Origin of the sequence: Nocardioides pantholopis, assembly GCF_003710085.1 — a bacterium.
Taxonomy (GTDB): domain Bacteria; phylum Actinomycetota; class Actinomycetes; order Propionibacteriales; family Nocardioidaceae; genus Nocardioides; species Nocardioides pantholopis.
Genome location: NZ_CP033324.1, coordinates 2,133,200 through 2,159,037, shown reverse-complemented (window position 1 = coordinate 2,159,037; position 25,838 = coordinate 2,133,200). Strand labels below are relative to the sequence as shown.

Below are 25,838 nucleotides of genomic sequence, written 5' to 3'. Positions count from 1 at the left end.
ACCCTCCTCACACGGGGGTGACGTAGGCGCCGGAGATGCCGCCGTCGACGAGGAAGGTGGTGGCGGTCATGAACGAGGAGTCGTCCGAGGCCAGGAACAGCACAGCTCCGGCCATCTCCTCCGGCTCCCCGAACCGGCCCATCGGGACGTGCACGAGCCGCCGGGCGGCCCGCTCGGGGTCGCTGGCGAAGAGCTCGCGCAGCAGCGGGGTGTTGACCGGCCCCGGGCACAGCGCGTTGACCCTGACCCCCTGGCGGGCGAACTGGACGCCGAGCTCGCGGGTCATCGAGAGCACGCCGCCCTTGGACGCCGAGTAGGAGATCTGCGAGGTCGCCGCCCCCATCACCGCCACGAACGAGGCGGTGTTGATGATCGAGCCCCGGCCCTGCTCGAGCATGTACGGCAGCGCCGCCTGGCAGCATAGGTAGACGCTGGTCAGGTTGACCTCCTGGACCCGCCGCCAGGTGTCCAGGTCGGTGGTCAGGATCGAGTCGTCCTCCGGCGGGCTGATGCCGGCGTTGTTGAACGCGATGTCGACCGAGCCGTAGGCCTCCTTCGCGGTCCGGAAGAGCGCCTGGACCTGCTCGGCGTCGGCGACGTCGACATGGACGTAGGCGGCCGTGTCGGGGCCGCCGAGCTCCTCGGCGAGCCGGTGACCGCGCTCGTCGTCGACGTCCCCGACCACGACCCGGGCTCCCTCGGAGACGAACCGCCGGGCCGTGGCCAGCCCGATGCCAGAGCAGCCGCCGGTGATGACCGCGACCCGGTCCTGGATCCGTCCTGACATGGGGTGCTGCTCCGATCTCGCCGTGCCGGCGGGGTCAGTGGGCGGGGTCAGTGAGCAATGAAGACGTTCTTCTCCTCGGTGAACGCCATCGGGGCGTCGGGACCCAGCTCGCGGCCCAGGCCGGAGGACTTGTAGCCGCCGAACGGGGTCCAGTAGCGCACCGAGGCATGGCTGTTCACCGACAGGTTGCCGGCCTCGACCGCGCGGGCGACGCGCAGCCCGCGGCCGAGGTCGGTGGTGTAGATGGAGCCGGACAGGCCGTACTCGGTGTCGTTGGCCAGCTCCACCGCGTGCGCCTCGTCGTCGAAGGGCAGCACCGCGGCGACCGGGCCGAAGACCTCCTCGCGCCAGATCCGCTCGCCCGGGTCGGTGACCGTCACGACGGTGGGCGGCACCCAGAAGCCGTCCCCGCCCGGGGTGGTGCCGGCGAACGCGACGCTGGCGCCGTCGAGGTAGCTCTGCACCCGGGCCTGCTGGGTGGCGGAGATGAGCGGCCCCATCTCGGAGGACTCCTCGGCGGGGTCGAGCACCCGGAAGCCGGTGACCGCCGGCTCCAGCAGGCCCAGGAACTCCTCGTACGCCGCGCGCTCGACGAGGATCCGGGAGCGCGCGCAGCAGTCCTGGCCGGCGTTGTCGAAGACGGCGTACGGCGCCGCCGCGGCCGCCGCTGCCAGGTCGGCGTCCGCGAAGACGATGTTCGAGCTCTTCCCGCCCAGCTCCAGCGTCACCCGCTTGACCTGCTCGGCGCAGCCGGCCATCACCCGCTTGCCGACCGCGGTGGAGCCGGTGAAGCAGACCTTGCGGACCAGCGGGTGGGTGACGAACCGCTCGCCGACGACCGCGCCGCGCCCGGGCAGCACTGTCAGCACGCGCGGCGGCAGGCCAGCCTCGAGGGCGAGCTCGCCGAGCCGGATCGCGGTGAGCGGGGTGAGCTCCGCCGGCTTGAGCACCACGGTGTTGCCGGCGGCCAGCGCCGGGGCGAGGCCCCACGCCGCGATCGGCATCGGGAAGTTCCAGGGCACGATGATCCCGACCACGCCGAGCGGCTCGTGGAAGGTGACGTCGGTGCCGCCGGCGACCGGGATCTGGCGCCCGAAGAGCCGCTCCGGGGCGCCGGCGTAGTAGTTCAGGCAGTCGCGGACGTTGCCGGCCTCCCAGCGGGCGTTCGCCCGGGTGTGGCCGGCGTTGCGGACCTCGAGCTCGGCGAGCTCCTCGACGTGGGCGTCGACGACAGCCGCGAACCGGCGCAGCAGCGCGGCCCGGTCGCCGGGCGCCAGGGCGCGCCAGGCGCCGAAGGCGTCGTGGGCGGCCTCGACGGCGGCATCGGTCTCGGCCTCGGTGGCGAGGTGCACCTCGGCCACGGGTCGCCCGGTGGCGGGGTCGAGGACGGTGTGGGTCTGGCTCATGGTTCCTTCCCGAGAGCTGGTCGGCTACAGGCGCTCGAAGCCGCGCCGCAGCTCCCAGTCGGTGACGGCCGCGTCGAACGCCGCGAGCTCCACGTCGGCCATGTTCACGTAGTGGTCGACGACGTCCTCGCCCAGCGCGGCGCGCGCGATCTGCGAGGCCGCGAACGCCTCCCGGGCGGCCCGCAGCGTCCGCGGGACCTGGGGGAGCCCGGAGGTGTAGGCGTTGCCGGTCAGCTCCTCGGGGAGCGGCAGCTCCTGCTCGATGCCGTGCAGCCCGCCGGCGATCATCGCGGCGAGCGCGAGGTAGGGGTTCACGTCGGCGCCCGGGAGCCGGTTCTCCATCCGGGCGCCCGCGCCGTGCCCGACCAGGCGGACCGCGCAGGTGCGGTTGTCGGTGCCCCAGCCGATCGTGGTCGGGGCGAAGGAGTCGTCGGCGAAGCGCTTGTAGGAGTTCACGTTGGGCGCGTAGAGCAGTGTGAAGTCCGCCATCGTCGCCAGCACGCCCGCGACGAAGTGGTCGTAGAGCGCGCTGCGGCCGCCGGTGTCCTCGTCCCAGAACACCAGCCCGCCGTCGGTGCCGCGCAGGGACAGGTGCACGTGGCAGGAGCTGCCCTCGCGCTCGTCGTACTTGGCCAGGAACGTGATCGACTTCCCCTGCTGCGCCGCGATCTCCTTCGCGGCGGTCTTGTAGACCGCGTGGTTGTCGGCGGTGGTCAGCGCGTCGGCGTACAGGAAGCCGATCTCGTGCTGGCCCAGGTTGCACTCGCCCTTGGCGCCCTCCACGTCGAGGCCGGCGGCGTACATGTGGTTGCGGATCGCGCGCAGCAGCGGCTCGACCCGGGAGGTCCCGAGCACCGAGTAGTCGACGTTGTACTGGTTGGCCGGGGTCAGCCCGCGGTAGCCGGCGTCGTGGGCTGCCTCGTAGGTGGTGTCGAAGACGATGAACTCCAGCTCGGTGCCGGCCAGCGCGGCCCAGCCCTGCTCCGCGCAGCGGTCGAGCTGGCGGCGCAGGATGGTCCGGGGCGACTGCACGACCCGGGCCCGTCCGGCCGTGCCGTTCCCGCCGTCCTTCGCTGGCCAGACCAGGTCGCACTGCACCATCGCGGTGGCCGGCAGGTGGGTCAGCAGTCGGATGGTGCGCTCGTCCAGGACGAACTCCATGTCGCCGTACCCGGTCTCCCAGGAGGAGATGGCGTAGCCGTCCACGGTGTTCATGTCGACGTCGACGGCGAGCAGGTAGTTGCAGCCCTCGACGCCCTGGGGCACTGCCACGTCGGCGAAGTAGCGCCCGTGCAGCCGCTTGCCCTGCAGCCGGCCCTGCATGTCGGTGAAGGCGACGACGACCGTGTCGACCTCCCCGGCGTCGATGCGGGAGAGCAGGTCGCCCATGCTCAGGTGGCGCTCGTTGCGCAGCTCGCTCACGACTCGTCCGGCACGATCTCGTCGAGGGCCCGGGTGGTGTGCTCGTCCTTCATGCCGTGCAGGAAGTGGGTCCGGCCGCCGGCGAACCAGGCGCCGGTCGCCACGACCAGCACCGCGAGCACCGCCACCGGGGCGTAGTTGAAGGTGTCCACGGTGATCGGCCGGGCCGGGGGCAGCACGAAGAGCACACAGATCACGCAGACCCAGGCGATCGCGACCCAGCCGATCACCGGGCTCCACCGGCCCAGGTGCCAGGGACCGGGGGTGAAGTCGGTGTTCAGCCGGCGCAGCAGCACCGGCACGACGTAGGCGATGTAGAGGCCGATGACGGCGATCGAGGTGACCGCGAGGTACGCCGTGGCGTTGAACAGCGCGGGGCTCGCCAGCAGGATCGAGAGCACGACGCAGAACCAGATCGAGTTCGTGGGCGTGCCGGTGCGCTGGTTCACCTTGGCCCAGATCCGGGAGCCGGGCAGGGCGTTGTCGCGGGAGAACGCGAACGACATCCGGGAGTTCGCGGTCACCGACGCCATCCCGCAGAAGAACTGGGCGACGCAGACGATGAACAGCAGCAGCTTGGCGGTGAACGGGCTGTCCAGGGCGTCGAGGAAGACCTGGGCCGGCGGCAGCCCGGTGTCGGTGGCCGACAGGGCGCTCAGCCCCTCCTGCGACCCGTCCGGGATCGAGGCGGTGATCGAGTAGAGCAGCAGGAACCCGCCGACGACCGAGACGACCACGCTCATCACGATGCCGCGCGGGGCGGCGATCTGGGCCTGCTTGGTCTCCTCGGCCACGTGGGCCGAGGCGTCGTACCCGGTGTAGGTGTACTGGGCCATCAACAGGCCCATCAGCATCACGTACGGCGCGAAGCCCCAGCCCGTCTCGTTGTGGTACTCGGTCAGCGTCCAGGACACCGACTGGTGGCTGTCGGGGAGGATCCACAGGGCGCCGACGATCACCAGCGTGCCCACGACGTGCCACCACGCGGAGACCATCGAGAGCAGGCTGACCAGGTTGACGCCGAAGGTGTTGAGCAGCGCGTGCGCGACGATGATCGCGACGAAGAGCGCGAAGACCCGCTCGGGGGTGACCTCGACGCCCCAGACCAGGTTCGAGAACGCCATCCACGTCGTGGCGCAGCCGAAGTCGATCGCAGCGGTCACCGCGATCTCGCCGAGGAAGTTGAACCATCCGACGTACCACGCCCAGACCCGGCGGTTGCTCTTCGCCAGCTTGGCGGCCCAGAAGTAGAGCCCGCCGGCGGTGGGGTAGCGCGAGCACACCTCGGCCATGGCCAGCGCCACGCAGGTGACGAAGAGGCCGACGACGACCCAGCCCACCGTCAGCGCGGCCGGCCCGCCGCTGCGCAGCGCGATGTTGTAGCTGGTGATGCAGCCGGCCAGGATCGAGATGATCGAGAACGACACCGCGAAGTTGGAGAACCCGGACATGCCGCGGTGCAGCTCCTGGGTGTAGCCCATCTCGGCGAGGACCCGGGAGTCCTCGTCCATGATCTCGTCGAGCGACTTCTCGGAGGCGGATTCCTGGCTCATCGCGGGCCCTCTCCCCCCGGAGGCCGGCGCTCCGGTGTGACGCGGAGTGTGACGCAGGCGACGAAATCGCGTCAATGGTCGATTCCGGGTAGGCGCAGGCCTCGCCGGAACGGCCGACGGCCCCTGCCGGGGAGGCAGGGGCCGTCGGAACGGGAGGGGTGGACCTCAGTCGGCGTCCACACCCATGCCGGGGACCGCGGTCTGGTCGCGACCGGAGCGCACCGTCTCCTCGATCCGCTTGCCGACCTCGGCGTCGACGCTCCTCCAGTACTCGAACGCCCGGCCCAGGACACCGTCGTGCTGGACGCCGCTCAGGGCGCCGGAGACGGTCGAGACGAAGCTCGCGCGCTGCTCGTCGTTCCAGACCTCGCGCACCATCGTGCCGGGCTGGTTGAAGTCGCCGTCCTCGGCGTGCAGCGAGTACGCCGCGCGCACCAGCTCGGCGTCGACCGCCCAGGTCTCCTCGGGCGCTGCGGCGTCGTCGCTCCAGCCGCGACCGAACGAGTTCGGCGCGTAGACCGGCTTGGCGCCGCTGTGGTCGAACTGCATCTGGCCGTCGACCTGGTAGGTGTCGACCGGGACCTTCGGGCGGTTCACCGGCAGCTGCATGAAGTTCGTGCCGATCCGGTTGCGCTGCGCGTCGTTGTAGGCGAACGAGCGGCCCAGCAGCATCTTGTCGGGGGAGAGACCGACACCGGGGACCATGTTGCCCGGCGAGAACGCCGCCTGCTCGATCTGGGCGAAGTGGTTCTCGGGGTTGCGGTTGAGGATCAGCTCGCCGACCGTGATCAGCGGGTAGTCCGCGTGCGACCAGACCTTGGTCAGGTCGAAGGGGTTGAAGCGGTACGACGCGGCGTCCTCGTAGGGCATCACCTGGACGCTGAACGTCCAGCGCGGGGCGTCGCCCTTGGCGATCGAGTCGAACAGGTCGCGACGGTGGAAGTCGGCGTCCGCGCCGGCCATCGCCTCGGCCTCGGCGTCGGAGAAGAACTCCATGCCCTGCTGGGTGTGGAAGTGGTACTTGACCCAGAACTTCTCGCCGGCGGCGTTGACCCACATGTAGGTGTGCGAGCCGTAGCCGTTCATGTGCCGCCAGGTGCGGGGCAGGCCCCGCTCGCCCATCAGGTAGGTGACCTGGTGGGCCGACTCCGGGTTGAGGGTCCAGAAGTCCCACTGCATCGTGGCGTCGCGCAGCCCGGTGTCGGGCAGGCGGCGCTGGCTGCGGATGAAGTGCGGGAACTTCATCGGGTCGCGCAGGAAGAACACCGGGGTGTTGTTGCCGACGATGTCGAGGTTGCCCTCGGAGGTGTAGAACTTCAGCGCGAAGCCGCGCACGTCGCGCCAGGTGTCGGGGGAGCCGAGCTCGCCGGCGACCGTGGAGAAGCGCAGCAGCGACTCGGTGTGGGCGCCCTTCTGGAAGACGGCGGCCTTGGTGAACTGCGAGACGTCCTCGGTGATGGTCAGCTCGCCGAACGCACCGGAGCCCTTCGCGTGCGGCAGCCGCTCGGGCACGTTCTGCCGGTTGAAGTGGGCCATCTGCTCCAGGAAGTGCACGTCGTGCAGCAGCAGCGGGCCGTTGCTGCCGACGGTGAGCGAGTTGCGGTCGCTCGGCGCCGGGGCACCCCAGGCGGTGGTGGAGCCGCCGTGCGGACGGGTCTCGGTCATGCGTTGTCTCCAGTCAGGTTGGGCGAGTGGGGAGGGTTCTGGCAGGTCGAGCAGAGCCCCCAGTACGTCACCTCGGCCTCGTCGAGCAGGAACCCGGGCGCGTGCGCGTCCAGGTCCGGCGGGACCAGGCAGGGTGCCGCGCCGGTGGCGCAGTCGATGTCGGTGACGTGGCCGCACGAGCGGCACACGAGGTGGTGGTGGTTGTCGTGGGTCCGCAGCTCGTAGCGGGCCACGGATCCGGCGGGCTGGATCCGGCGTACGACGCCGGTGTCGGTCAGCGTGTGCAGCACGTCGTAGACCGCCTGGGTGGAGACCGGCAGGTGCTCACGCACCGCCGCCAGCACCGCGTCGGCACCGGCGTGCGGGTGGTGCTCGAGCGCGCCGAGCACCGCCAGCCGGGGCTGGGTCACCCGCAGACCCGCCCGGCGCAGGACCTCGCCGCGGGCGGCGAGGTCGCTGGACGGGGAGGGCTGCGCGGGCATGCTCCGAACAATAGGGGTTTTCTGGAACCAGTCAAAACAAGCGGCAGGCTGGCGTGTCGCGCCGGCCGGGGGCGCGTGCGGCGCCGGATCGCTACGCTCCCCTGCGTGACGGGACCCCGCGGGCGCCTCGTGCCACGCGTGGCACGCTTCGCCCACGAGCGCGTTCTCGGTTGGCGCACCGGCAGTCGGCAGAGCCAGGTGCTGGTCTCCGCGCTGCTCCTGCTCGGGGTCGTCTCCTCGTTCGCGGTCTCGCTGCGGGTCTATGACCTGATGCCGGTCACTGCGTACTTCCTGTGGCTGCTGCTGGCGATGATGGTGCTGCGGTTCCGACCGCTGGTCGTGGTGGTGCTGGTGACCCTCGCCTGCGGGCTCGCGGCCGTGCTCGCGCAGGGCGAGGTCGCGCTGGCCCGCGTCTCCGGGACTGTCGCCTTCGTCGCCGCGGGGGCGCTGATCCTCTACCAGTCCAGCCGCCAGCGCAGCGGCCTGCCGAGCGCGCTGGGGGAGGCGTTCCTGGCCGACCTGCGCGACCGGCTCCAGGCTCAGGGGGTGGTGCCGCCGCTGCCGGCCGGCTGGACCTGCCAGTCGGCCGAGGTCGCCGCCCACGGGGTCGGGTACGCCGGGGACTTCCTGGTCGCGGATCTCAGCGAGGACAAGCGCCACCTCGAGCTGATCCTGGTCGACGTCTGCGGCCACGGGGTCGCGGCCGGGGCGCAGGCGCTCCAGTTCGCCGGCGCCCTCGGTGGGCTGATCGGCGCGCTGCCGCCGAAGGCGCTGTTCGCCGCGGCCAACGACTTCCTGCTGCGTCAGCAGGCCGACGAGAGCTTCTCCACGGCCGTGCACGTGCTCATCGACCTCACTGACGGCAGCTACGGCATCGTCAGCGCCGGTCACCCGCCGGCGCTGCGCTGGGACGCCCGTGCGGGCGAGTGGTGCGTGGACACCGCGCGCGGCACCGCGCTCGGCCTGGTCCGGCGCCCCGAGCTGCACGCCACCGAGGGCCGCCTGGAGCCCGGGGACGCGCTGATGTTCTACACCGACGGCGTCGTCGAGACCCGGACCGCCGACCTCGACGCCGGCATCACCTGGCTCCAGCGCACCGCGCGGGAGGCGGTGTCCGGCGGGTTCGACGGCGCGGCGCAGCGGATCATCGAGCGCGTCGCGCGGGGCGACGACGACCGGGCTGTGCTGATCCTGCACCGGCTGCCCGCTGCGGAATACGGGAGGGTCGCGCCTGGTTCGGCAAGGTAGTCGATCTTTCAACCAATTCGGAGGCAGTCATGCAGAACGGCATGCAGCTCGGGATCTTCACAGTCGGTGACGTCACGACCGACCCCACGACCGGGCGGACACCGACCGAGCACGAGCGGATCCGGGCGACCGTCGAGATCGCGAAGAAGGCCGAGGAGATCGGCCTGGACGTCTTCGCGACCGGTGAGCACCACAACCCGCCGTTCATCGCCTCCGCGCCGACCACGACGCTGGCCTGGATCGGCGCCCAGACCGAGCGGATCATCCTCTCCACCGCGACCACGCTGATCACCACCACGGACCCGGTGCTGATCGCGGAGAACTACGCCAAACTCCAGCACCTCACCGGCGGGCGCGTCGACCTGGTGATGGGCCGCGGCAACACCGGCCCCGTGTATCCCTGGTTCGGCAAGGACATCCGCCAGGGCATCAACCTGGCGGTCGAGAACTACGCGCTGCTGCGCCGGCTGTGGACCGAGGACGTCGTGAACTGGGAGGGCCGGTTCCGTACCCCGCTGCAGGGCTTCACCTCCACGCCGCGCCCGCTGGACGGCGTACCGCCGTTCGTGTGGCACGGGTCGATCCGCAGCCCCGAGATCGCCGAGCAGGCGGCCTACTACGGCGACGGGTTCTTCCACAACCACATCTTCTGGCCCGCCGCGCACACCCGGCAGATGGTCGAGCTCTACCGCCGCCGCTTCGAGCACCACGGGCACGGTCCCGCGGACACCGCGATCGTCGGCCTGGGCGGGCAGTTCTTCATGCGCCGCAGCTCCCAGGACGCGGTCAACGAGTTCCGCCCCTACTTCGACAACGCGCCGGTCTACGGCCACGGCCCGTCCCTGGAGGACTTCACCGAGGCCACGCCGCTGACCGTCGGCTCGCCGCAGCAGGTGCTGGAGCGGACCCTGTCCTTCCGGGAGTACGTCGGGCACTACCAGCGCCAGCTGTTCCTCGTCGACCACGCCGGGCTCCCGCTGAAGACGGTCCTGGAGCAGCTGGACCTCCTCGGGGAGATCCTGCCCGCGCTGCGGGCGGGCTTCGCCGAGGGCCGTCCCGCGCACATCCCGGACGCACCCACGCACGCCTCGTTGGTGGCCGCGAACGGCGGACCGACGGACTCGACGGTGTACGCCGGGGCGGACGCCGCCACGGGGCACCGCGCCGAGGACGGCGCCGAGGACACCGAGGTGCTCCGGTGACCCGCCTGGTCGTGGTCTCCGCGGGGCTCTCGACCCCGTCGTCCACCCAGCTGCTCGCGGACCGGCTGGCGGCGGCGGTCGGCGAGGCGCTCGAGGAGGTCGAGGTCACCCGGGTGGAGCTGCGCGCCCTGGCGCACGAGCTCACCGACCAGCTGCTGACCGGGTTCCCGGGCGCGGCGCTGTCCGCCGCCCAGGACGCCGTACGCGCGGCGGACGGCGTGGTGGCCGTGACGCCGATCTACTCGGCGTCCTACTCGGGGCTGTTCAAGACCTTCTTCGACGTGCTCGAGCCCGGGGCCCTGGACGGCACGCCGGTGCTGATCGCGGCCACCGGCGGCACCGGCCGGCACTCGCTGGCCCTCGAGCACGCGCTGCGGCCGCTCTTCGCCCACCTGCGCGCCGTGGTGGTCCCCACCGGGGTCTACGCGGCGACCGACGACTTCGCCGGCACCGACCTGGACGCTCGGATCTCCCGCGCCGCCGGCGAGCTGGCCCTGCTGGCCGGGAAGGTCAGCCGCACCGACGCGGCCGCCCCGGCGGCCCGAGGGCGCCGGACCGCGGCCGAGGAGCTCGCGGACCCGACGCCCTTCGAGCAGTTGCTGCGCGAGGCGTCCGGCGGCTAGCGCTGGTAGGTGCCCTGCAGGATCGCCCGGCCCAGGGTCTTGAAGGCGAGGTTGAACGAGACCACGGCCGGCGAGGTGTCGGCGTCGACGCCGAGGGTCTCCTCCTGCACCGCGTGGACCACGAAGAAGTAGCGGTGCACGTGGTCGCCGGGCGGCGGCGCCGCGCCGGCGTACGCCTGGGTGCCACCGTCGTTGCGGCACATGAACGCGTTGCCCGGGAGGCTCGCGCCCTCGGCGCCGGCGCCGGCCGGCAGCGAGGTGACGTCGGCCGGCAGGTCGACCAGCACCCAGTGCCAGTAGCCGCTGGGGGTGGGCGCGTCGGGGTCGAAGCAGGTGACGGTGAAGCTCTTGGTGCCCTCCGGGGCACCCTCCCAGGAGAGTTGGGGGGAGCTGTCGCCGCCCTCCGCGAGCTGGGCCTCGCCCAACGGCTGGCCGTCGGCGACGTCGGTGCTGGTCACCGTGAACGACGGGACGGCGGGCAGCAGGTCGTAGGGGTTCGGGGCCACCGGGCGGTCAAGGCTCATGGACGCTCCTGTTCTGGACGGGACTGGGGTCGTGGTGCGGCGGGGCGGGCTTGTAACGCACGTCTCGGCACGGGGCCGAACCTAGTCCGGTCCCTGAACCCGCCCCACGGGCGGAGTACCCCGCAGGACCAGAATGGGCACGTGGACGACCAGCACGGCGACGTTGCGCCGTACCCCTCGGGCCTGATCCTCACCGGACGACGGGTGCTCGTCGTCGGCGGCGGGCACGTCGCGCAGCGCCGGGTGCCGGGCCTGATCGCGGCCCGCGCCGACGTGCACGTCGTGTCCCCGGAGGTGACTCCGGCGATCGAGGGGCTGGCCGGCGCCGGCGAGGTGACCTGGCACCGGCGGGTGTTCGCGGAGGCGGACCTCGACGGGGCCTGGTACGCGCTGGCCACCACCGACGACCCCGAGGTCAACGCAGCCGTCTGCGCGGCCGCGGAGCAGCGGCGGCTCTTCTGCGTGCGCGCCGACGACGCCCGCGGCGGCAGCGCCTGGACGCCAGCGACCGGACGGCACGCCGGCGTCACGGTCGCCGTCCTCGGCCAGCGCGAACCGCGGCGCTCGGCGCTGGTGCGCGACGAGATCCTCGAGGGACTGCGCGAGGGCACGATCGCCGCTCCGCACCAGCGCGACCGGACGCCGGGCGTGGTGCTGGTGGGCGGCGGTCCCGGCGACCCGGAGCTGATGTCGGTGGCCGGGCGCAAGGCGCTGATGGAGGCCGACGTCGTCGTGGCCGACCGGCTGGCGCCGCGTGAGCTGCTCGGCGAGCTGCCCGCCGACGTCGAGCTGATCGACGTGGCCAAGCTGCCGCGCGGTCGCTCGGCCCAGCAGGAGGAGATCAACCGGGTCCTCGTCGAGCGGGCGCTAGCCGGCAAGCGGGTGGTCCGGTTCAAGGGCGGTGACAACTTCGTCTTCGGCCGCGGGTTCGAGGAGGTCCTGGCCTGCCGCGCCGCCGGCGTGCCGGTGACGGTGATCCCCGGCCTGACCAGCCCGGTCGCCGTACCGGCGGTCGCCGGGATCCCGGTCACCCACCGCGGGGTCGCCCACGACTTCACGGTCGTCTCCGGTCACCTGCCCCCGGGGGACCCCGAGTCGCTGACCGACTGGACGGCGGTCGCGGGCCTGCGCGGCACGCTGGTGCTGATGATGGCCGTGCAGAACGCGCCAGCGATCGCCGCCGCCCTGCTGGCCGGCGGCCGGTCCGCCGACACCCCGGTCGGGATCGTCTGCGACGGCACGATGCCGGGGGAGCGGACCGTGCTCGGCACCCTCGGCACGCTCGCGGAGGTCCTGGAGACCGAGGCCGTCAAGCCGCCGGCGATCATCGTCGTGGGCGAGGTCGTCGCGGTGGCGCACCCCGAGCACTTCGGGGAGCGCACCGAGGTGGCCGCACCCTGATGGCGACAGTGGTCGAGATCACCGATCCCGCCGACCCCCGGCTGGGCGACTACCGGGACCTGCGCGATGTCGAGCTGCGCAAGCACCTGGAGGCCGAGCACGGACTGTTCCTCGCCGAGGGCGAGAAGGTCGTACGCCGCGCCGTCGAGGGCGGCTTCACCCCGCGCTCCTTCCTGATGGCGCCGCGCTGGCTGGACGGGCTGGCCGACGTGCTCGCGACCAGCGACGCCCCCTGCTACGTCCTCTCCGAGGCCCTGGCCGAGGAGGTGACCGGCTTCCACGTCCACCGCGGCGCCCTGGCGTCCCTGGAGCGGCGGCCGCTGCCGCCGCTCGCCGAGGTGCTGGACGGGGCGCGGTCGGTGCTGGTGCTGGAGGACATCGTGGACCACACGAACGTCGGCGCGATCTTCCGCAGCGGGGCGGCGCTGGGCTTTGACGCCGTACTGCTCGCCCCCCGGTGCGCGGACCCGCTCTACCGGCGAGCGATCAAGGTCGCGATGGGCGCGGTCTTCACGGTGCCCTGGACCCGGCTCCCGGACTGGTACGACGCGCTGCCGACGCTCTCCGCGGCCGGCTTCACGACCGTCGCGCTCACGCTCGCCGAGGACGCGACCGAGATCGAGGCCGCCGTCGCCGGCGTGGACAAGGTGGCGCTGGTGCTCGGCTCCGAGGGTCACGGGCTCTCCAGCCGCTGGGAGCAGTCGGCCGACCGGCGCGCGATCATCCCGATGCGCGAGGGCATCGACTCGCTGAACGTCGCAGCCGCTACCGCCGTCGCCTGCTACGTGACCGCCCGGCGCTGAGCCCGCCCCACTGGTTGAGTCGGGAGTTCTGCGCGTCGAGTCGTGACTTCTGGGGTCAGACCTCCCGATTCGACCGTCACAACCCCCGATTCGACCGGAGGCGTGGAACCTGGCGTCGCGGGCACTGGGGGCCATGCGGATCGCGATCACCGGAGCGACTGGCAACATCGGCACTGCGCTGGTGCGCCGGCTCGTGTCCGAGCACGACCTCGTCGGGCTCGTCCGACGCCCGCCGGACGGCAGTGCGGCCGGGGTGGAGTCGAACGTCGAGTGGCACCCGGTCGACCTGACCACCGAGCAGGCGGTGGGCCGGCTGCGCACGGCGTTCGAGGGCGTCGACGCGGTCGTGCACCTCGCCTGGGGCTTCCAGCCGACGCACGCCCAGAACTACCTTGCCGAGCTCGACCTCGGCGGGACCCGCCGGGTCCTGGAGGCGGTGCGGTCCACCGGGGTGCCGCACCTGGTGCACATGTCCTCGCTGGGGGCGTACTCGCCGAAGGAGGACGACACCCCGGTGACCGAGGACTGGCCCACCGACGGGGTGCGCAGCTCCACCTACAGCCGACACAAGGCCGACGCCGAGACGATGCTCGACGACTTCGAGGCCACCGGGACGACGACGACAGTGACCCGGGTCCGTCCGGGCATCGTCGGCCAGCGCTCGGCCGGCAGCGCCCTGCTGCGCTACGCCCTCCCCGCGCTGGTGCCCGCCCGGGTCCTCGGCCACGTGCCGGTGCTGCCCGTCGACCGGCACCTGGTGATCCCGATCGTCCACGCCGACGACGTCGCCGAGGCGATCGCGCGGATGCTGGAGCGGCGGGCCGGGGGCGCGTTCAACCTCGCCGCGGACCCGCCGATGACCGCCGCCCGGATCGCCGACGTGCTGGGCGCCCGGCTCGTCCACGTCCCGGCGAAGCTGCTGCGCGGCGTGGTGGCCGGCAGCTGGTACGCCCGGCTCCAGCCGATCGACGCCGGCTGGCTCGACATGGGGATGGCGGTGCCGCTGCTCGACACCACCCGGGCCCGGACAGTGCTCGACTGGGCCCCGACCCGGACCGCGGACGAGACCCTCGCCGAGGTCCTCGCCGGCATGCGCGACGCCGCCAGCGGGACCACGCCGATCCTGCGGCCGCGCAGCGTCCCCGGCGCGCTGGTCGACGCCGTACGACGAGGCGCGGTCTCCGTGCGCCAGCGCCCCTAGGCGTCGGCCATGGCCAGCCAGGTGCCGCCGGTCGCGCGGGGCACGAGCCCCCCGCTCGCGCTGGTCCGGGCAGCCCACCCGGGGCCGACCGTCGTCGTCGCGACGGTGGCCGCCCTGCTCGCGCTGGCCGCGCACCTGCCAGCTCCGCGGGCCGCCACCGTCACGGCCGCGGTCCTGGCCGGCCAGCTCACCATCGGCTGGGGCAACGACCTGCGCGACGCCGCCCGCGACCGGCACGTCGGCCGCAGCGACAAGCCGCTCGCCACCGGCGAGGTGTCCCCGGGGGTGGTCCTCGCGGCGCTGAGCGTCGCGGGAATCGCCGCGGTGGCGCTCTCGGTCCCGCTGGGCTGGCGCAGCGCGGCCGTGCACCTCGTCCTGCTCGTGGGCGCCGGCCACCTGTACAACCTGGTCCTCAAGGCCACCGTCTGGTCCTGGCTCCCGTACGCCGTGGCGTTCGGTGCGCTGCCGGCCGTGGTGCTGACCGCGGGGGAGCCGCCGGCCTGGGCGCCGGCGTGGATGGTCGGCGCGGGCGCGGCGCTCGGCGTCGGCGCCCACTTCCTCAACGCGATGCCGGACCTGGCCGACGACCTCGCGACCGGTGTCCGCGGGCTGCCCCACCGCGTCGGCGCGCGCGGCTGCCGGGCCCTCGCCGCACTGCTGCTGACCGCGGCGACCGTGCTGTCGGTGGCCGGTCCGCCGGGACCGGCGCCGGGGTGGGCGCTGCTCGCGCTGCTCCTCGTCGCGGTGCTGGCCGTCGGAACGCTCGCCGGGTCCGGCCGCACGCCGTTCCGGGCGGCGATGGCGATCGCGCTGATCGACGTGGTGCTGCTCGTGGCGGTCGCGCGATGAGCGGCCCGACGACCACCTGGGACCTGCTCGTGGTCGGGGCCGGTCCCGCGGGTACGGCGACCGCCCTCGGGGCCCTGGCCTGGGACCCCCGCCTGCGGGTCGGGCTCCTGGACCGGGCCGCGTTCCCCCGGGACAAGGCGTGCGGCGACGGGGTCGCCCCGCAGGTCCTCGACCTGCTCGCGGGCGTCGGGGTCCGCGGCCTCCTCGACGATCGGGTGCCGGTCCGCCGGCTGCGGTTGCAGCGCGGTGCGGCAGGGGTGGACCGCGACATGGCGCGACCCGGGTGGGTCGTGCCGCGCGCGGTGCTCGACGCCCGGCTGGTGGACGCCGCCCGGGCCCGCGGCGCGCAGCTGGTGCGGCACCGGGCCCGCCGGATCACGGCGGGCCGGGACGGCACGCTGGTCGACGGCCTGCACGCCGCCCGGGTGCTGGTCGGCGCCGACGGCGCCTCCTCGGTCGTGCGCCGCGCCTGCGGAGCCGCTCCCGGTCCCACCGCGCTGGCGCTGCGCGGCTACGCCCCGGTGCCGGCCGAGCGGCGCGGCGCCCAGGTGATCGTCTTCGGCACCACCCGGCAGCCCTCCTACGCCTGGTCCTTCGACTGCGGCGACGGCCGCGCCAACGTCGGGTACGGCGAGCTGCTCGGGCCCCACCAGCCGGCGCCCACGCGCGCCGAGCTGCTCGGCGGCGTGGAGGAGCTGCTGCCCGGCGCGGGCCGGGGAGCGACGGGCTGGCGCGGCCATCACCTCCCGCTGGCCGGCGGCCGGTGGCGCCCGCCGCGGGGCCCGGTGCTGCTGGCGGGCGACGCCGCGGGCCTGGTGAACCCGATGACCGGCGAGGGCATCTTCTACGCCGTGGCGACCGGGCTGGCCGCCGGTCGCGCGGCCGCGGAGGCGCTCGGCGCCGGGGACCCGGGAAGCGCCGGGCGCCGCTACGCCCGGCGTACCCGGCCGCTCCTGGCCGCGCACCTGCGCCACACCGCGCTCGCCGCCCGCCTGATCGACGCCGGGCCGGTCCTCGACGCCGGCCTCCGCGCGGCCGCGGGGGACCAGCGGGTCTTCGACGACCTGGTCGCGCTCGGCCTCGCCGACGGGCGGATCACGCCCCGCGTCGCCACGGCACTCCTGTCCGCCCTGCTTGCCAGCCCGCCCGCCGCCCACCAGCTCCAGGAGACATGAGCATGCACATCCTCAGCGTCCGCGGTGCCCTCCCCGAGCACCGCTACGACCAGGCAGTGATCACCGAGGCCTTCACCGAGACGATGGTCCGCGGCCAGGTCTCCCGCGCGGTGGTCGACCGGCTGCACCGCAACGCCTGCGTGCAGACGCGGCACACCGCCCTGCCGCTGGAGCGGTACGGCGAGCTCGCCGACTTCGGCGAGTCGAACGACGCGTTCATCGAGGCCGGTGTCCAGCTCGGGGCCCGGGCGGTCGTCGAGGCCCTCAAGGCCGTGGACCTCACCCCGCAGGACGTGGACCTGATCATCTCCGCGACCGTGACCGGCCTGGCCGTGCCCTCCCTCGATGCCCGGGTGGCCTCGGTGATCGGGCTGCGGCCCGACGTGGTCCGGGTGCCGCTGGTCGGCCTGGGCTGCGTCGCCGGCGCCGCCGGGGTCGCGCGGCTGCACGACTACCTGATCGGCCACCCCGACGCGGTGGCGGTGCTGATGTCGGTGGAGCTGTGCTCGCTGACCCTGCAGCGCGACGACGTGTCGGTGCCGAACCTGGTCGCCAGCGGTCTGTTCGGGGACGGCGCCGCCGCGGTGGTCGCGGTGGGGGCCGACCGGTACCGCGCACTGCCGGGAGACCGCTCCGGCCACCGCCCGCCCCAGCCGGAGGTGCTGGCCAGCCGCAGCCGCCTCTATCCGGACTCCGAGCGCACGATGGGCTGGGACGTCGGCTCCACCGGGCTGAAGATCGTGCTGGACAGCGCGGTGCCGGACATCGTGCGTGCCTACGTCGGTGAGGACGTGCGCGGGTTCCTCGAGGACCACGGCCTGCGGCGCGAGGACATCGAGTGGTACGTCGCGCACCCCGGCGGGCCGAAGGTGCTCGAGGCCCTCCAGGACACCCTCGGGGTCGAGCGCGCGGACCTGGAGGTCACCTGGGACTCGCTGCGCGACATCGGGAACCTGTCCTCGGCCTCGGTCCTGCACGTGCTGGCCGACACCCTCGAGCGCCGTCCACCCCGGCCCGGCTCCCACGGCCTGATGCTGGCGATGGGGCCGGGGTTCTGCGCCGAGCTGGTGCTGCTGCGGGCCCCGGAGGTCGCGGCATGAGCAGCGAGGTCCTGTTCACGATCCTGGTCGCCGCGGTCGGCCTGGAGCGGGTCGCCGAGCTCGTCGTCTCGAAGCGGAACGCCGCATGGAGCCTGGCCCGGGGAGGCGTGGAGACCGGGCAGGGGCACTACCCGGTCATGGTGGTCCTGCACACCGGCCTGCTGATCGGGGCGCTGGTGGAGGTGTGGGTCTGGCGCCCGGACGTCGCACCGGCGCTGGCGTGGACGATGCTGCTGCTGGTGCTGGCCTCCCAGGGGCTGCGCTGGTGGTGCATCGCCACGCTGGGGCGACGCTGGAACACCCGGGTCATCGTCGTGCCCGGACTCCCGCTGGTGACCGGAGGGCCCTACCGCCGGGTGCCGCACCCCAACTACGTCGCGGTGGTGGTGGAGGGGCTGGCCCTGCCGCTGGTGCACGCGGCCTGGCTGACCGCCCTGGTGTTCACGCTCTGCAACGCGGCGCTGCTGCGGGTCCGGATCCGGGTCGAGGACCGGGCCCTGCGGGCATGATCGACCTGCTGGTGGCCGGCGGCGGTCCGGCCGGCCTGGCCACCGCGCTGCTCGCCGCCCGGGCCGGGCTCGAGGTCGAGGTGTGGGAGCCCCGTCCCGGGGCTGTCGACAAGGCCTGCGGGGAGGGGCTGATGCCCGGCGCCCTGCGCGCGCTGCAGGACCTCGGGCTGGACCCGGCCGGGCAGGACCTGACCGGGATCCGGTACCTCGCGGGGTCGCGGCGGGCGCAGGCCGCGTTCCGCGCCGGACCCGGCCGCGGTGTGCGGCGTACCGTCCTGCACGCCGCGCTGCGCGAGGGCGCCGTGGCGGCAGGGGTCCGGGTCGTGCCCCGCGCGGCGGGGGTGGTGCGCCAGGACGATGCCGCGGTGCACCTCGACGGGGTGGCCGCGCGGTACCTGGTCGCCGCGGACGGGCTGCACTCGCCGGTGCGCCGCCAGCTCGGCCTCGACGCCGGAACCGGCCGGCTGCGCCGCTTCGGGCAGCGCCGGCACTTCGCGCTCGCGCCGTGGACCTCGTTCGTGGAGGTGCACTGGGCGCCGACGGCCGAGGCCTACGTGACGCCGGTCGCCGCGGACCGGGTCGGCGTCGCGGTGCTCAGCGGCCGGCGCGGGACCTACGAGGAGCAGCTGGCAGCGTTCCCGCAGCTGCGCGAGCGCCTGGCCGGCGGGGAGCCGGCCGGTCCGGTGCGCGGCGCCGGGCCGCTGCGTCGGCGGGTGCGGGCCCGGACCGCCGGGCGGGTGCTGCTGGTCGGCGACGCCGCCGGGTACGTCGACGCGCTGACCGGTGAGGGCGTCGCGCTGGCGCTCGCCCAGGCCTCGGCGGCGGTCACGGCCCTGCGCGACGGCGTCCCTCAGCGCTACGAGCAGGACTGGCGGCGGCTGACCCGCCGCTACCGCTGGTTGACCGCCGGGTTGGTGCAGGCCACCCGGGTGCCGGTCGTGCGCCGCGGGCTGGTGCCGACCGCTGAACGGGTGCCGGTCGCGTTCGCGAGTGCCGTGAACGCGCTCGCCGGTCCCGCTCAGGCCGGCCACTGCTCCGGGTAGTCCGGCGCCGCCTTGTCGTGGGCCTTCTGCAGCTTCTTGCGCGCCTTGTCCGGGAGCCGGTCGCCAAAGACCATCCCGCGGGTGTGGTCGGTCTCGTGCTGCAGGCACCGGGCGAGCAGCCCGTCGCCCGCGAACGTGACCGGCTGGCCGTCCAGGCCGGTGCCGGTGACCGTGGCGAAGTCCGGCCGGGCGCAGTCGACGAAGGCCCCCGGGAAGGACAGGCAGCCCTCTTCCTCGACGTCGAGCCGGCGATCGCGTCCCTCGGGGAGCGTGACCTCGGGGTTGCACACCACGCCCACGGTGCGCTCGCCGGAGGCGTCGGGGCAGTCGAAGACGAACACCGCGAGGTCGACGCCGATCTGGCAGGCCGCGAGCCCGACGCCGTCCGCGGCGTACATCGTCGCGACCATGTCGGCGACCAGCGCGCGCAGCTCCTCGTCGTACGCCGTGACCGGCTGCTGCGGGCGGTGCATGACCGGGGTGCCCCACCGGGTCATCGGGCGGACGGTGCCACCCTCGGGAAGCGGTCCGTACGGGGCGTGCTCGGGCGGTTCGGGGGCGTCGGACATGGTTCCGGATGCTATCGGCAGTCCTGGCAGCCCTGGCAGTGACGGGCAGTCGTGGCGCGACCCCGGGCGTGGCAGGGTGAGGTGCACCACAGTCGAGGAGGACCGATGGCGTACTACCGCTCCGCGGGCTCGGTGCCGCCCAAGCGGCACACCCAGCACCGCGACGAGGAGGGCAACCTCCGCTACGAGGAGCTGATGGGGGAGGAGGGTTTCACCTCGGACTCCTCACTGCTCTACCACCGGCACCTCCCCTCGGCGCTGGTCGACGTGCGGACCTGGGACCTGCCGGACCAGGCACTGGTCCCCAACCACCCGCTGCTGCCGCGCCACCTCGCCACCCACGCCCTGTTCGCCGACCCGCCCGAGCCGGCCGACGCGGTGACCGGGCGCCGGCTGCTGCTCGGCAACGCCGACGTGCGGCTCGGCTACGTCGTGGCCAGCGTGACGAGCCCGTACTACCGCAACGGGATCGGCGACGAGTGCCTCTACGTCGAGGACGGCCGGGGTCGGGTGGAGACCGTCTTCGGCGACCTCGACGCCGGGCCGGGGGACTATGTAGTGGTCCCGCGCGCGACGACGTACCGCGTGGTCCCCGAGGGGCCGATGCGGATCTACGCGATCGAGGCCAACTCCCACATCGGCCCGCCCCGGCGCTATCTGTCGCGCTACGGCCAGCTGCTCGAGCACGCGCCGTACTGCGAGCGCGACCTGCGCGGCCCGGAGGAGCCGCGGGTGCTGGAGGGCGGCGACGTCGAGGTCTACCTCAAGCACCGCGGGCCCGGCCCCGGCGGGATCGCCGGCACCGTGCACGTGCTGCCGCACCACCCCTTCGACGTGGTCGGCTGGGACGGCTGCCTGTACCCCTACGTCCTCAACGTCGCCGACTTCGAGCCGATCACCGGGCGGGTGCACCAGCCGCCGCCGGTGCACCAGGTCTTCGAGGGCCACAACTTCGTGGTCTGCAACTTCGTGCCGCGCAAGGTCGACTACCACCCGCTGGCGATCCCGGTTCCGTACTACCACTCCAACGTCGACTCCGACGAGGTGATGTTCTACTGCGGCGGCGACTACGAGGCGCGGCGCGGCTCCGGCATCGGCCAGGGCTCGATCAGCCTGCACCCGGGCGGGCACCCGCACGGCCCGCAGCCGGGCGCCTACGAGCGCTCGATCGGCCTGGAGGCCGTCGACGAGCTCGCGGTCATGGTCGACACCTTCCGCCCGCTGGACCTCGGCGAGGCCGGCCTGGCCTGCGACGACGGGCAGTACGCCTGGTCCTGGGCGGGTGGCCGGCGAGGGGAGTGACCGGGGACCGGTTCGGTGTTGCCGGGGTGGCGGGATCCCCGGGGATCTCGGCCTCTGCCATGACCGAGAGGCGCGTGAGGTGGCCGAGGAGTACGCCGTCCCGGCGGCGATGAGCGCGGTCCGGGCGCCCCGATCCGCTCGGAGGCGCGGCGAGTAGCGCCAGGTGTAACTCCGCGTTACATTTTCCGCATGTCCTTGATCCAGAGCCTCAGACCCGGTGGCAAGCACGGGCTGTCGTCCCAGGAGACGCGCGACCCCATCGGGTACGCCGTCGCCGCGCTCGGGCTGCTGGCCCGCAGTGACCTGCTGGACCGGCTCGGGGTGCGCAAGCAGACCGAGCGGGGGGTGTTCACCGCGACCCGGGGCGGCTTCCGGACCCTGACCGCCGCGAGCCGCACCTTCGCCCGGTCCGGGCAGCGCGGCAAGCCGGGGGTGCGGGTCCCGAGCGCCCGGACCAGCGGGCTGTTCGACCTGACACCGACCGAGGACGAGCAGATGCTCGTCGACGTGGTGACCGAGCTGGCCACCGACGTGCTGCGGCCCGCGGCCGCGGCGGCCGACGCCGCGTGCGCGGCGCCGGCCGAGGTGCTGGCCGCCACCGCCGAGGTGGGGCTGCCGACGCTCGGGATCCCGGAGGCCCTGGGCGGGATCAGCGAGGAGCGGTCAGCGATGGCCGGCACCCTGGTGGCCGAGGCGCTCGCACGGGGGGACATGGGGCTCTCCGTGGCTGCGCTGGCACCGGGGTCGGTCGCGACCGCGATCGGGCTGTGGGGCACCGACGAGCAGCAGCAGACCTACCTGCCGGCGTTCACGGGATCCGACGTGCCCGCCGCCGCGCTCGCCCTCAATGAGCCGCGGGTGCTCTTCGACGTCCTCGAGCCCGCCACCACCGCGGTCCGCGACGGCGCCGGGTTCGTGCTGGACGGCGTGAAGTCCGTCGTCGCTCGGGGCGCCGACGCCGAGCTGTTCGTGGTGGGCGCGGCGCTGGAGGGCCGCCCGGTCCTCTTCCTCGTCGAGTCCGGCACACCGGGGCTCGAGGTCGAGGGCGACCCGGCCATGGGGCTGCGCGCCGCGGGCCTGACCCGGCTCACGCTCACCGGCGTCCGGGTGCCGGTGGACGCCGTCCTCGGCGCCACCGACGGCACGACGTACGCCGAGTGCGTGCGGCTCTCCCGGCTGGCGTGGTGCGCCCTCGCGGTCGGCACCGGCCAGGCCGTGCTCGACTACGTCACGCCGTACGTCAAGGAGCGCGAGGCGTTCGGCGAGCCGGTCGCGCACCGCCAGTCGGTCGCGTTCATGGTCGCGAACATCGCGATCGAGCTACAGGCGATGCGGCTGCTCACCTGGAAGGCGGCCTCCCGTGCCGCCGCCGGCAAGGACTTCTCCCGCGAGGTCGCGCTGGCGCGCACGCTGTGCGCCGAGAAGGCCATGCAGATCGGGCTGGACGGCGTCCAGCTCCTCGGCGGCCACGGCTTCGTCAAGGAGCACCCGGTGGAGCGGTGGTACCGCGACCTGCGCGCGGTCGCCGTCATGGAAGGAACGGTGCTGGTCTGATGGCGATCAACCTCGAGGACCCCCGGAAGTTCCGCACCCTGGCGGGCCAGGCCCACCAGGTCGCGATGAACATGCTGCGGCCGATCTCGCGCAAGTACGACCGTGCGGAGCACGAGTACCCCACCGAGCTGGACATGCTGGCCGCGATGATCGACGGCCTCGCGGAGTCCGGCGCCAGCGAGGGCGCCGGCGCGGCCGGCGTACGCCGCGACGAGGACGCCGGCGGCACCGACGGGGGCGGGGTGCGCAACGGCACCAACCTGGCCTCGGTGATGTCGATCTCCGAGATGTGCTGGGGCGACGTCGGGCTGCTGCTCTCGATGCCGCGCCAGGGCCTGGGCAACTCCGCGATCGCCTCGGTGGCGAACGCCGAGCAGCAGGAGCGGTTCGCCGACGTCTGGGCCGCGATGGCGATCACCGAGCCCGGCACCGGGTCGGACTCGGCGAACATCCGGACGACCGCGGTGCTCGACGGGGACGAGTACGTCCTCAACGGCGAGAAGATCTTCGTGACCTCCGGAGAGCGGGCCGACCATGTAGTCGTCTGGGCGACCCTGGACCGGGAGCTGGGCCGGGCCGCGATCAAGTCCTTCGTCGTCGCCAAGGGCACGCCGGGGATGCGGGTGGAGCGGCTCGAGCACAAGCTCGGGATCCGGGCCTCGGACACCGCGACGATCATCCTCGAGGACTGCCGGGTTCCGCGGGAGAACCTCCTGGGCTCGCCGGACGTCGACGTCAGCCAGGGCTTCGCCGGCGCGATGGCGACGTTCGACAACACCCGTCCGCTGGTCGCGGCGATGGCGGTCGGCTGTGCCCGTGCGGCCCTGGACCTGACCCGCGACCTGCTCGCCGAGGCCGGCGTGAGCGTCGACTACGACCGGCCGGCGCCGACCCAGTCCGCGGCGGCGGCCCGGCTGCTCCAGATGGAGGCCGACTGGGAGGCGGCGCACCTGCTGATGCTCCAGGCGGCGTGGATGGCCGACAACCGGCGTCCGAACTCGCTGGAGGCGTCGATGGCCAAGGCCAAGGCGGGCCGGGTCGGCTCCGACATCACGCTCGGCTGCGTCGAGCTCGCCGGCTCGGTGGGCTACAGCGAGGGCGAGCTGTTGGAGAAGTGGGCTCGCGACTCCAAGATCCTCGACATCTTCGAGGGGACCCAGCAGATCCAGCAGCTGATCGTGGCCCGGCGGGTGCTGGGCCTGTCCAGCGCCGAGCTGAGGTAACGCCGGACCGACGAGCTCCGGGCGATCCGGGCTGGGGCAGCCAGCGCGGATCGCCCGGTCTCGGGTTCAGCCCTGGTCGGCCGAGCCGGTCGAGCCGGCCTGGTCGGTGCCGCCGGTCGAGCCGGAGCCGGCCTGCTGGTCGGCGCCGGTGTCGGGAGCCTTCCGGGGCGGGAGCTTGGCGCCGGGGGCCTGCGCGGTGCTCGCCGCGGTGGCCGGGCTCGGGGACTTCTTCGCGGTGCCGGTCTTCGTGGGGCCGGTCTTCGCCGGGCTGCCCTTCGTCGTGCCCTTGCGGGTCGGCGTCTTCGTCGCCGGCGCGGCCGCGACCGCCTTCTTGGCCACGTCGGCCGGGGTCACGTCGACCGACGAGGGATCGGCGGCGGCGTCGATCGAGGTGGCCGGAGCGCTCTTCTTGGCGGCGGTCTTGGCGGTCTTCGCGGGGGCCGCCTTCTTCGCCGGGGCGGCCTTCTTCGCCGCAGTCTTCTTGGCCGGGGCCGCCTTCGCCGGGGCCGCCTTGGTTGCCGGTGCTGCCTGACTGGTCGGTGCTGCCTTCTTCGCCGGCGTCGCCTTCTTGTCCGGGGTCGCCTTCTTGGCGGGCGTGACCTTCTTCGCTGGGCTCGGCGTCTTCCCGCGGGAGGTCAGCGGCCGGACCGGGTCGCCCTGCACCTTCTGCGGGCCGGCGACCGGCTCGGCCGGCGGGGTCGGCTCGGACGGCTGGACCTGCGGTGCGTCGGCCGGCGGCTTGAGGCGGTCGGCCACGAGCCCGGAGACCGTGGCGACCGTGCCGATGGCCTGTCCGAGTGCCTGTCCCACCACCTTCTGCCCGGTGCCGACCGGGTCCTTGGTCGCGTCCTTGATCGTGCCGAGGGCGGTGTCGACGAGCTTGGTGAGCGGGCTCTTGCGGGCCATGAATGGGCTCCCCTTCCGGGTGGTCGCGGTCGTGGGGTCCGTACCCCGAGTACGGTCGGCTCACGCCCCGAGCCCGGAACCGGTCAGGAGACCGGCTCGACCAGCCCGGCCCCGGCGGACGGGGTCGCCACCAGGTGTGAGGCGGGCCGGTAGCCGTTCAGCGCGAAGGCGGCGTCGATCGCCCGGGTCACCGCGGCGACCCGGTCGTCAGGGACGATGGCCACGCTCGAGCCGCCGAAGCCGCCGCCGGTCATCCGGGCCGCCAGCGCCCCGGCCTCGACGGCGACGCTCACGGCCGTGTCCAGCTCCGGGGTGGAGATCTCGAAGTCGTCGCGCATCGACACGTGCGAGGCGAGGAAGCAGCGCCCGACCGCCGGCCAGTCGCCGGCGTCCAGGGCGGCCAGGGTGGCCTCCACCCGTGCCACCTCGGTGACGACGTGCCGGGCCCGGGCGCGGACCACCTCGTCCTCGATCCGCTCGACGGCCTCCGGGTCGGCCTGCCGCAGCGACGGTACGCCGAGGAGGCGGGCCGCCTGCTCGCACTCCGCGCGCCGGCCGGCGTACCCGCCGTCGGTGAGCTCGTGGGTGACCCGGGTGTCGGTGACCAGCAGCGTGCGGCCGCCCAGCTCGAGCGGCACGGCGCGGTGGACGTCGGCGTCGAAGTCGATGAGCAGCGCGCAGCCCTCCTCGCCGTGCACGGCGATGGCCTGGTCCATGCCGCCGGTGGGCGCGCCGACGACCTCGGTCTCGGCCCGGACCCCGGCGTCCACCAGCGCCTCGCGCAGGCCGTCGTCGAGGTCCAGGCCGAGCAGCCCCGCGACGGCGACGGCGACCGAGCACTCCAGCGCGGCCGAGCTGGAGAGGCCGGCGCCGAGCGGCACTGTGCTGTCGATGTGCAGGTCGACGCCCGGGACCTCGTACCCGGCCTCCCGCAGTGCCCACAGCACGCCGGCGGCGTACCCCGCCCAGCCGGGCACCGAGCCGGGCGCGATGGCGTCCAGGCTGCCGTCCCAGGGCTCGGCCTGGGAGGCGCTCGCGATCCGGACCAGGCCGTCGGTGCGGGCGGCGGCCGCAGCGTAGGTCGCGTGCGGGAGCGCCACCGGCAGCACCAGCCCGCGGTTGTAGTCGGTGTGCTCGCCGATCAGGTTGACCCGCCCGGGCGCCCGGCCCACGACGGTGGGCGGCGCGGCGTACCGCTCGGCGAAGCCGGCGGCGGCGCGGCGGGCGAGCTCGGACGGGTCACCGGGTTCGAGGACAGCCATGGCCCCAGCCTAGGGACCGCCCTGACAGA

General features: G+C 73.8%; 24 protein-coding genes. 14 read left to right on the top strand and 10 right to left on the bottom strand.

Annotated elements, in window-relative coordinates:
• Positions 1-7: 7 nt before the first annotated feature.
• The 6 genes from EBO35_RS10310 to EBO35_RS10285 all read right to left on the bottom strand — a co-directional run bounded on the left by EBO35_RS10310 (position 8) and on the right by EBO35_RS10285 (position 7,315).
• Positions 8-787: a 3-oxoacyl-ACP reductase gene (locus EBO35_RS10310; protein ID WP_122817637.1), complete on the bottom strand. Its 780-nt coding sequence runs from the start codon at positions 785-787 to the stop codon at positions 8-10.
• A 47-nt stretch (positions 788-834) separates the two neighbouring features.
• On the bottom strand, positions 835-2,193 hold the full coding sequence (locus tag EBO35_RS10305; RefSeq protein WP_122817636.1) for an aldehyde dehydrogenase family protein: 1,359 nt from the start codon (positions 2,191-2,193) through the stop codon (positions 835-837).
• Positions 2,194-2,217: 24 nt separating this feature from the next.
• Positions 2,218-3,615 carry a glutamine synthetase family protein gene (locus EBO35_RS10300; RefSeq protein ID WP_317983477.1) on the bottom strand — a complete coding sequence of 466 codons (1,398 nt, stop codon included), beginning with the start codon at positions 3,613-3,615 and terminating at the stop codon, positions 2,218-2,220.
• Positions 3,612-5,168: an amino acid permease gene (locus EBO35_RS10295; protein ID WP_122817635.1), complete on the bottom strand. Its 1,557-nt coding sequence runs from the start codon at positions 5,166-5,168 to the stop codon at positions 3,612-3,614. The genes EBO35_RS10300 and EBO35_RS10295 overlap by 4 nt, the downstream gene beginning before the upstream one ends.
• Before the next feature lie 165 nt (positions 5,169-5,333).
• Positions 5,334-6,833, bottom strand: coding sequence for a catalase (locus EBO35_RS10290; RefSeq protein ID WP_122817634.1), 1,500 nt, complete (start codon positions 6,831-6,833; stop codon positions 5,334-5,336).
• The gene (locus EBO35_RS10285) at positions 6,830-7,315 is read right to left on the bottom strand and encodes a Fur family transcriptional regulator (RefSeq protein ID WP_122817633.1); all 486 of its coding nucleotides are present in this window, start codon (positions 7,313-7,315) and stop codon (positions 6,830-6,832) included. Before EBO35_RS10285 ends, EBO35_RS10290 begins: the two co-directional genes overlap by 4 nt.
• A gap of 105 nt (positions 7,316-7,420) precedes the next feature.
• Between EBO35_RS10285 and EBO35_RS10280 the strand changes: the two genes are divergently transcribed.
• Genes EBO35_RS10280 through EBO35_RS10270 form a run of 3 tightly spaced genes read left to right on the top strand, consistent with a single transcriptional unit; the run spans position 7,421 to position 10,388 of the window.
• Entirely contained in the window at positions 7,421-8,563 is a 1,143-nt protein-coding gene (locus EBO35_RS10280; RefSeq protein WP_164477909.1) for a PP2C family protein-serine/threonine phosphatase, read from the top strand.
• A 41-nt stretch (positions 8,564-8,604) separates the two neighbouring features.
• Positions 8,605-9,765, top strand: a complete 1,161-nt coding sequence (locus EBO35_RS10275) for an LLM class flavin-dependent oxidoreductase (protein ID WP_122819605.1) — start codon at positions 8,605-8,607, stop codon at positions 9,763-9,765.
• Positions 9,762-10,388 carry a CE1759 family FMN reductase gene (locus EBO35_RS10270; RefSeq protein WP_122817631.1) on the top strand — a complete coding sequence of 209 codons (627 nt, stop codon included), beginning with the start codon at positions 9,762-9,764 and terminating at the stop codon, positions 10,386-10,388. The genes EBO35_RS10275 and EBO35_RS10270 overlap by 4 nt, the downstream gene beginning before the upstream one ends.
• On the opposite strand, the gene EBO35_RS10265 is transcribed toward EBO35_RS10270, so the two are convergent.
• Positions 10,385-10,912 (bottom strand): YbhB/YbcL family Raf kinase inhibitor-like protein, encoded by a 528-nt coding sequence (locus tag EBO35_RS10265; protein WP_122817630.1) that lies wholly within the window; start codon positions 10,910-10,912, stop codon positions 10,385-10,387. The two genes, EBO35_RS10270 and EBO35_RS10265, sit on opposite strands and share 4 nt — an antisense overlap.
• A 141-nt stretch (positions 10,913-11,053) precedes the next feature.
• Here EBO35_RS10265 and cobA point away from each other — a divergent pair, with 141 nt between their 5' ends.
• From cobA to EBO35_RS10225, 8 genes are all read left to right on the top strand, one after another.
• The gene (gene cobA / locus EBO35_RS10260) at positions 11,054-12,313 is read left to right on the top strand and encodes a uroporphyrinogen-III C-methyltransferase (RefSeq protein WP_122817629.1); all 1,260 of its coding nucleotides are present in this window, start codon (positions 11,054-11,056) and stop codon (positions 12,311-12,313) included.
• On the top strand, positions 12,313-13,116 hold the full coding sequence (locus tag EBO35_RS10255) for a TrmH family RNA methyltransferase (RefSeq protein ID WP_122817628.1): 804 nt from the start codon (positions 12,313-12,315) through the stop codon (positions 13,114-13,116). Before cobA ends, EBO35_RS10255 begins: the two co-directional genes overlap by 1 nt.
• Before the next feature lie 133 nt (positions 13,117-13,249).
• Positions 13,250-14,317: an NAD-dependent epimerase/dehydratase family protein gene (locus tag EBO35_RS10250; RefSeq protein WP_122817627.1), complete on the top strand. Its 1,068-nt coding sequence runs from the start codon at positions 13,250-13,252 to the stop codon at positions 14,315-14,317.
• 9 nt (positions 14,318-14,326) lie between these two features.
• Positions 14,327-15,166, top strand: a complete 840-nt coding sequence (locus EBO35_RS10245) for a UbiA family prenyltransferase (protein WP_122817626.1) — start codon at positions 14,327-14,329, stop codon at positions 15,164-15,166.
• On the top strand, positions 15,163-16,341 hold the full coding sequence (locus EBO35_RS10240; RefSeq protein ID WP_122817625.1) for an NAD(P)/FAD-dependent oxidoreductase: 1,179 nt from the start codon (positions 15,163-15,165) through the stop codon (positions 16,339-16,341). The genes EBO35_RS10245 and EBO35_RS10240 overlap by 4 nt, the downstream gene beginning before the upstream one ends.
• A complete protein-coding gene (locus EBO35_RS10235; RefSeq protein WP_122817624.1) occupies positions 16,338-17,441 on the top strand; it encodes a type III polyketide synthase in 1,104 nt (367 codons plus the stop codon). Before EBO35_RS10240 ends, EBO35_RS10235 begins: the two co-directional genes overlap by 4 nt.
• Positions 17,438-17,950, top strand: a complete 513-nt coding sequence (locus EBO35_RS10230) for an isoprenylcysteine carboxyl methyltransferase family protein (protein WP_122817623.1) — start codon at positions 17,438-17,440, stop codon at positions 17,948-17,950. The genes EBO35_RS10235 and EBO35_RS10230 overlap by 4 nt, the downstream gene beginning before the upstream one ends.
• Positions 17,947-18,993: an NAD(P)/FAD-dependent oxidoreductase gene (locus EBO35_RS10225; protein ID WP_122817622.1), complete on the top strand. Its 1,047-nt coding sequence runs from the start codon at positions 17,947-17,949 to the stop codon at positions 18,991-18,993. The genes EBO35_RS10230 and EBO35_RS10225 overlap by 4 nt, the downstream gene beginning before the upstream one ends.
• On the opposite strand, the gene def is transcribed toward EBO35_RS10225, so the two are convergent.
• Positions 18,969-19,562, bottom strand: a complete 594-nt coding sequence (gene def, locus EBO35_RS10220) for a peptide deformylase (protein ID WP_122817621.1) — start codon at positions 19,560-19,562, stop codon at positions 18,969-18,971. The two genes, EBO35_RS10225 and def, sit on opposite strands and share 25 nt — an antisense overlap.
• A gap of 105 nt (positions 19,563-19,667) precedes the next feature.
• On the opposite strand from def, the gene EBO35_RS10215 reads away from it, so the two are divergent.
• The 3 genes from EBO35_RS10215 to EBO35_RS10205 all read left to right on the top strand — a co-directional run bounded on the left by EBO35_RS10215 (position 19,668) and on the right by EBO35_RS10205 (position 23,641).
• A complete protein-coding gene (locus tag EBO35_RS10215; protein WP_122817620.1) occupies positions 19,668-20,864 on the top strand; it encodes a homogentisate 1,2-dioxygenase in 1,197 nt (398 codons plus the stop codon).
• A 189-nt stretch (positions 20,865-21,053) separates the two neighbouring features.
• The gene (locus EBO35_RS10210) at positions 21,054-22,418 is read left to right on the top strand and encodes an acyl-CoA dehydrogenase family protein (protein ID WP_122817619.1); all 1,365 of its coding nucleotides are present in this window, start codon (positions 21,054-21,056) and stop codon (positions 22,416-22,418) included.
• Positions 22,418-23,641, top strand: a complete 1,224-nt coding sequence (locus EBO35_RS10205; RefSeq protein ID WP_122817618.1) for an acyl-CoA dehydrogenase family protein — start codon at positions 22,418-22,420, stop codon at positions 23,639-23,641. Before EBO35_RS10210 ends, EBO35_RS10205 begins: the two co-directional genes overlap by 1 nt.
• A gap of 66 nt (positions 23,642-23,707) precedes the next feature.
• Here the strand turns inward: EBO35_RS10205 and EBO35_RS20200 are convergent, their stop codons facing one another.
• Both EBO35_RS20200 and galK read right to left on the bottom strand, forming a co-directional pair.
• Positions 23,708-24,547 (bottom strand): hypothetical protein, encoded by an 840-nt coding sequence (locus EBO35_RS20200; RefSeq protein ID WP_122817617.1) that lies wholly within the window; start codon positions 24,545-24,547, stop codon positions 23,708-23,710.
• An 83-nt stretch (positions 24,548-24,630) separates the two neighbouring features.
• Positions 24,631-25,809: a galactokinase gene (galK, locus tag EBO35_RS10195; RefSeq protein ID WP_122817616.1), complete on the bottom strand. Its 1,179-nt coding sequence runs from the start codon at positions 25,807-25,809 to the stop codon at positions 24,631-24,633.
• Positions 25,810-25,838 lie beyond the last annotated feature (29 nt).

Bases quoted from the DNA above. Each gene is read 5' to 3' on its own strand.
- EBO35_RS10285 (WP_122817633.1), bottom strand. From the start codon at position 7,315: ATGCCCGCGCAGCCCTCCCCGTCCAGCGACCTCGCCGCCCGCGGCGAG.
- def (WP_122817621.1), bottom strand. From the start codon at position 19,562: ATGTCCGACGCCCCCGAACCGCCCGAGCACGCCCCGTACGGACCGCTT.
- EBO35_RS10230 (WP_122817623.1), top strand. From the start codon at position 17,438: ATGAGCAGCGAGGTCCTGTTCACGATCCTGGTCGCCGCGGTCGGCCTG.
- EBO35_RS10240 (WP_122817625.1), top strand. From the start codon at position 15,163: ATGAGCGGCCCGACGACCACCTGGGACCTGCTCGTGGTCGGGGCCGGT.
- EBO35_RS10275 (WP_122819605.1), top strand. From the start codon at position 8,605: ATGCAGCTCGGGATCTTCACAGTCGGTGACGTCACGACCGACCCCACG.
- EBO35_RS10245 (WP_122817626.1), top strand. From the start codon at position 14,327: ATGGCCAGCCAGGTGCCGCCGGTCGCGCGGGGCACGAGCCCCCCGCTC.
- EBO35_RS10225 (WP_122817622.1), top strand. From the start codon at position 17,947: ATGATCGACCTGCTGGTGGCCGGCGGCGGTCCGGCCGGCCTGGCCACC.
- EBO35_RS10205 (WP_122817618.1), top strand. From the start codon at position 22,418: ATGGCGATCAACCTCGAGGACCCCCGGAAGTTCCGCACCCTGGCGGGC.
- EBO35_RS20200 (WP_122817617.1), bottom strand. From the start codon at position 24,547: ATGGCCCGCAAGAGCCCGCTCACCAAGCTCGTCGACACCGCCCTCGGC.
- EBO35_RS10215 (WP_122817620.1), top strand. From the start codon at position 19,668: ATGGCGTACTACCGCTCCGCGGGCTCGGTGCCGCCCAAGCGGCACACC.
- galK (WP_122817616.1), bottom strand. From the start codon at position 25,809: ATGGCTGTCCTCGAACCCGGTGACCCGTCCGAGCTCGCCCGCCGCGCC.
- EBO35_RS10310 (WP_122817637.1), bottom strand. From the start codon at position 787: ATGTCAGGACGGATCCAGGACCGGGTCGCGGTCATCACCGGCGGCTGC.
- EBO35_RS10255 (WP_122817628.1), top strand. From the start codon at position 12,313: ATGGCGACAGTGGTCGAGATCACCGATCCCGCCGACCCCCGGCTGGGC.
- EBO35_RS10210 (WP_122817619.1), top strand. From the start codon at position 21,054: ATGTCCTTGATCCAGAGCCTCAGACCCGGTGGCAAGCACGGGCTGTCG.
- EBO35_RS10235 (WP_122817624.1), top strand. From the start codon at position 16,338: ATGAGCATGCACATCCTCAGCGTCCGCGGTGCCCTCCCCGAGCACCGC.
- EBO35_RS10265 (WP_122817630.1), bottom strand. From the start codon at position 10,912: ATGAGCCTTGACCGCCCGGTGGCCCCGAACCCCTACGACCTGCTGCCC.
- EBO35_RS10290 (WP_122817634.1), bottom strand. From the start codon at position 6,833: ATGACCGAGACCCGTCCGCACGGCGGCTCCACCACCGCCTGGGGTGCC.
- EBO35_RS10250 (WP_122817627.1), top strand. From the start codon at position 13,250: ATGCGGATCGCGATCACCGGAGCGACTGGCAACATCGGCACTGCGCTG.
- EBO35_RS10305 (WP_122817636.1), bottom strand. From the start codon at position 2,193: ATGAGCCAGACCCACACCGTCCTCGACCCCGCCACCGGGCGACCCGTG.
- EBO35_RS10295 (WP_122817635.1), bottom strand. From the start codon at position 5,168: ATGAGCCAGGAATCCGCCTCCGAGAAGTCGCTCGACGAGATCATGGAC.